Origin of the sequence: uncultured Gimesia sp., assembly GCF_937910335.1 — a bacterium.
Classification (GTDB): domain Bacteria; phylum Planctomycetota; class Planctomycetia; order Planctomycetales; family Planctomycetaceae; genus Gimesia.
This window is the reverse complement of the sequence record NZ_CALEMX010000361.1, coordinates 1-5,305: the sequence shown is the minus strand read 5'-3', so window position 1 is coordinate 5,305 and position 5,305 is coordinate 1. Positions and strand designations below refer to the sequence as shown.

Here is a 5,305-nt window from a genome sequence, read left to right as displayed (position 1 = left end):
CAACGTGACCTGTCCAATCCATCTGAAGCATTTTTAGCTGATCACTATGACATGTTCACTCTGGATACGACGATTATCGCAACAGTCCTAGGACAACTTATGGACGAAGGCACAATTGACGCGGATGCAAAACAGTACGTCAATATTGCGATCCGCCGTCAGTCACACCCAGGCGTCCGCGAATATTCGACTGAAACTCTTACAGCAATCCAAAGAGTCGTGGATGCCGCGTGATCATATCACTTTGGTGAGTTAAACGTCCTACTGCCGAAGGTAAAGCGTTGACCAAGGCGCTGGTGGAGGATTGAAGGGGAATTAAGAGCTTGTTTGAGAGAATAACGGAAACACTTTTGTCTCTATTAAGCACTGGCTAGTTCAGTGTCATGGTGCTTTTGTTTTTTCTAACCAATCGATGCCCTGGCGAATATTTGTGTAGACATTTCCTTTCCAGCCATGACCGCCCTGGTATTCAACCAGAGTCGTTCGCACATTTGCTTTGGAGAGTGAGTCCCGGGCGGCTTTCGCCATCGGGTAGGGGCATACTTTATCTTGCGGTGAGTGTAATATATAGATGCTGCGATGTTTCGCGTTGGATAAATCGGGCAGTTGATTCGGTTTAAAGACAGACATCGCAATGAACGCACCGCTGACTGTCGTCTGTTTCTGTAATAAGGTCGCGTAGGCCGCAGGTCCTCCTGACGACCAGGCCAATAAATAGATTCGGCTGGGATCGATTTTCGTTTTTTGACTCACATCTTTGATAACAGCCCCCACCAGTTCTTCGGTTGTATAGTTCATAGAGTCTATTTTGCTGTTCGTGGTGGGCCAGATAATCTTCTGTGATTGTGTCCACATTTTGGCAATCGGTTGCGCTAACACGAAGTCTTCGCTAAGCGAATTTTCGTAAATACGTTTGACAAACGGGTGGAACGATCCAGAGCCATCTCCTCCAGGTAATACCAGCAGTAATGCGCGTTCTTTACTGGCAGCCTGTTTTGTGTCTGGTGAAATTAACAGATAACGCCCTATTCCTTTCCCGACTTTGATTTCGATTTCATTCTTATCCTTTTGAATCGCTGGCTTGTTTGTGGCAGACGTGTTTGATTTCACAACTGTCACTTCGAGATCATCAAACCAAACTTTCCCGGGGCCATAAATCTGTAGCGCCATTTCGAATTGTGCTGTTTTTTCCGGGACAGAAACAACGCCCGAATATTCTTTCCAATTATGTTGCACGGGTTTATCGCCGGCTTGTTTTTCTCCGATATAGCTTGCCCACTTGTGGCTGATTCGTTTTTGATTTTTGTCCAGGAAAACAACATCAACGATAGCTTTCGTGACTTTCTCTGCTCGAATCTGGCAAGAGACTTTCAGAGACTTTGGCTGTCCAGTCAGAGGCAGTATGCGTGACCACTGTGCAATGGGAAAATAACGTTTGGCTGTTTTTTGCAAACACAGGCTGCGCTGTCCTGTATTCCCGCGCCCCCTGTCATAAATATATCTTACACCTTGTAGATTCGCACCACGTTTCCAACCATCGGGGGCCGTTTTCCCCTCTTCAAAACTGTCTTTCAGCAATTGAGGGGTCTCTTGTGCGTAGATAGATCCCGTTGCAATCAGGGCGAGGGTTGTCAAGGTGATGATGAATCGGGAATGATGTAACATTGCCTGTTCCTTTTAAAATATCATTTTATCTGCGCGTATCTTTTACGCAATTAGTGAGTGATCATTTTAAAACTTAGAATTACTATCCGTCGTCAAGTTGGTTTTTCAATCGGGGGGTCAGCACGACATCGTTTGCATTATCGGGTACTGTTAATCGTCGTTGTTGCCAGTCACTGTCAGGAAACCGAACGTAAACAGTGACTTGCTCGCCCGGTAAGAAGTGAGGCATCGAAATTTTTCCGGCAGCATTTGACTTGCGAACGATTGGCTGAGCACTGCAGAAATACACGGAGTGTTCGTGTCCATCGTTTTCAACGCGTTCAAAGGGAAACGCACTGACTCCGACGATGGGAGTTCCATCGCTGGATTCAAATCGTAATACGAACGGTGAAGTTTTATTTATTTGAAAGCAAAATGGTTCGAGTGTTCCTTTTTGCATTGTGATATATTCTGACTGTAGAAGATGATCGTCGGCAATCGCAGCGATTTGGACTTCGTAGTCCTGCTCTGGCGGATAGACGTCTTTGATGATAAATGTTCCGTCAGCGCGCGTGGTTGCTGTATAGGAATTCTGTCTGAATCCGTTAGGTGGCCATGTTTTGATCACCGCCAATACATGAGCTGCATTCACCGGTTTGCCATGCTCTGCAACAACAGTGCCTCTGATATCACCACTGGTTTCTGCTACGGAATACCCGGACGCTGCCAGAGTTGAAAGGTCAGGGTTCTCTGCTGAATTAGGACGAGTATAAAACCAGAGCGATCCCACAGCACAGACGAGAACCAGTGTGAGGACTTGATGAATACGATGCCAGAAAACATGTCTTGAAATGGAAACATTACAACAATCACGAACCACCGAATCCACATCGCCAAACTGTTCCAATGCTGCTTGTTGTGATTTCTGGTCGTTTAACCCTGCGTCAACATTTTCTTGAACGCTGGACGTGAGATGAAATTCGATTTCCTCGCGAATCTCATTCGTTTCCCGGACAGTATGTGCAAAAAGCGGCAAGTGTAAATAGGCTAAAAGTGTACGAAACCAGTTTCGAATCATATCAGGCCTCCGCTAAATTCGATTTCAAGACCAGACTAATGGCATCAACCAAATGCGCCCATGCTTTTACTTCCGTAGTCAGTTGTGAGCGGCCCTCAGACGTCAATTGATAAAATTTGGCGCGGCGATTACTTTCTGATACACCCCATTCCGAAATCACCCAACCCCGTTTCTGCATGCGATGCAGGGCTGGGTAGAGCGAACCTTCTTCTATTTTTAATGCGTCTTGTGTTGTTACCTGGATCCATTTGGCGACCCCATACCCGTGCCGAGGTCCTTCGATCAGGCTTTTCAGGATCAGCATATCCAGCGTACCCTGTAATAAATCAGCTTTCCGTTTTTCCGACATAGCAATCTCCCAAAGAATGACTAGGGGAGAGTATGGCAGAGCTCCCCTAGAATGTCAAGGGGACGGTTTGTAAATTTGTCTCTAGCTGGAATTCCAAGATCACCAGTTTTGAAAACTGATGAGCCAATACCAGCGCAGAGAGGCACCGTGCGCTACTGGTTTTCATTATCAATCCAGGGCAGGATGATTTTGGTTTCGTATTTGTTGCCGTGGTGTATGGTTTGGTTGGCACTTTTTAGTGTGGCGTCTGAGTTTTGATCTGCGGCTGTGTTGTGATTGCGGTCGTAATTGGGGAAATCGCTGCTGGTGATGTCGAGACGAATACGATGGCCGGGAAGGAACGCATTGGAAGTGGGGTTCATGCGGATTCTGTACTTCACTACTTCACCCTGTTTGAGCAGGCTGGGTTTGTCTAATCCCTGGCGATATCTGGCGCGTACCACGCCGAGGGAGACATCTCGTTCGATGCCATCTGGGGCGACGTCGATGAGTCGTACAAAGAAATCGGTGTCGGGGGCTGATGACGCTGCATAGAGTTCCACGATGGGATTTCCTGTGACTTCGATTCGCTTATCCAGCTTTTCTGTTTGATAAACGAGAATATCCTTGCGTTTCGACAAGGGACGCTGGTCGGTGGGAATTTGAAATAGAGCCGGGCCATGCAAAGAAGGCACAGGATTTTTGGGATCGTAAGTGTAACGATCGGGCATATCCTGTGCAGGTTTTTGAGAAACGAGTTTTCCATCGCCGCGTGGTGTGTTGGCGTGACCGTTGCTTGTGAGATAGAACACTTTTTCTTTTGCTCTTTTCAAAGGCCATTGTCGTTCGTCGCGCCATTGGTTCTCGCCCATTACAAACAGGCGTACGGGCGCCATTTTGTCGATGCCATTCTGTTTGCCTTTCAACCAGTAATCGAACCAGCGAATTTGTAATTCCTTTATGTTAAGTTGTGCGTTGGGTCCAAAGTCAATGTTGCCATAGCGGCTTTTTCCCTGACCTACGTGTGACCAGGGTCCGACGATTGTCTTTGAACTTTCGCGCGCTGTTTTGCTCTTGGCTTCGCTCATCATCGTTCTGTTTAACCGCAGATCACCGTTGCAATGGTCGTGCCAACCGATGATGTCCAGATTGGGAACCGTGATTTCCTTCACACCTGCGTGCAAATTCCAGGGGTCGGTATGTGGATTTTTGAGCCAATAGTGTACGACCTGGGTTTCCGCTTCGAACACCTCTTGTGGGAGATTGAGGTAGGGCAGAAAGTTGAGCCATTTTTCAGATTCGCCGGCGGTCCATCGTTTGCGCAGTTCCGCCTTGGACGGGGCATTTGTCTGACCTGCTTTGTGTCGCATATCAGGCGACATTCCAGTGATCCACCAGTTTAGTCTTCGTCCCGGTCGAATGGTGCCGGGGCCTTCCAAATCGAGATAGCGCGCGGGGATGCTGAATGCCGTCATGCAGACGAGAGCGGGGGGCCTGAGTGGAGCGAGTCGCCATTGCAGGAAGGCATTGTACGAGCCACCAAAGGTTCCCACTTTACCGTTCGATCCGGGTAGTTTCGCCGCCCATTCGACGGTGTCGTATCCGTCCTCTGCATCGTGTGTCTTGAACCGGAGGAATGATTCCCATTTACCGTCTGAATCAAAACGGCCGCGTGCATCCTGTATGACGACAATGTAACCGGCCTTCACAAATTGATCGACGCCACCCTTGCGCTTGCCATACGGTGTGCGTTCTACAAGTACCGGGTAGGGGCCTCCCTGGCTTGGGCGAAAGACATTTGCGCGTAAGATCACACCATCCCGCATGGGGACGGCAACATTGCGTTCCGTCTTGACTTGTATCGACGGGTGTTTCTGCTTTTTCTTTTTTGGGGTGGATCGATTCTTTTTCGTTTTGGAATATGGTTTATCGAAGACTTTGGCGATTTTGGGGAAGGGCGTCATTTGTTTGATCGGCGGAGGGGCGACGAATTTATGACGCAATTTGAATGTCGTTGAAGCGGGTTCGTACCAGCCGGTAGGATTGTTTTTATATGAGGCTTCATGCAGGTAGACATCGGCTTTGGCTTCGTTGCTTCCTTCGGTAAATGTCAGCAAACGGCTCAGTGGGTGTGATCCTGCGTGGTGTTGGGTGAGTGCCGCGACTTGAAGAAATTCGACACCCCAGCGTTTTTCGGAGATGGTTTTAGCGCCCCAGACATCATCGGGACCTTTCACGTGTGTGTGCCCGCCCAC

4 protein-coding genes and 1 pseudogene are annotated in these 5,305 nt (G+C 48.4%); 1 reads left to right on the top strand and 4 read right to left on the bottom strand.

Translation table 11 applies throughout. The features are described from left to right. A pseudogene (locus Q0668_RS14550) lies at positions 1–234 on the top strand (molybdate metabolism regulator); the annotation flags it as partial. Positions 235–381: 147 nt separating this feature from the next. Here the strand turns inward: Q0668_RS14550 and Q0668_RS14545 are convergent. The 4 genes from Q0668_RS14545 to Q0668_RS14530 all read right to left on the bottom strand — a co-directional run. Further along, complete coding sequence (locus Q0668_RS14545; RefSeq protein ID WP_298865927.1) at positions 382–1,665, bottom strand: hypothetical protein; 1,284 nt, start codon at positions 1,663–1,665, stop codon at positions 382–384. An 82-nt stretch (positions 1,666–1,747) separates the two neighbouring features. Beyond that, entirely contained in the window at positions 1,748–2,722 is a 975-nt protein-coding gene (locus Q0668_RS14540; RefSeq protein ID WP_298865925.1) for a carboxypeptidase-like regulatory domain-containing protein, read from the bottom strand. A gap of 1 nt (position 2,723) precedes the next feature. Beyond that, complete coding sequence (locus tag Q0668_RS14535) at positions 2,724–3,071, bottom strand: PadR family transcriptional regulator (protein ID WP_298865923.1); 348 nt, start codon at positions 3,069–3,071, stop codon at positions 2,724–2,726. Between the two features lie 152 nt (positions 3,072–3,223). Next, the coding region (locus Q0668_RS14530; RefSeq protein ID WP_298865920.1) for a CocE/NonD family hydrolase at positions 3,224–5,305 on the bottom strand (2,082 nt) is incomplete at its 5' end.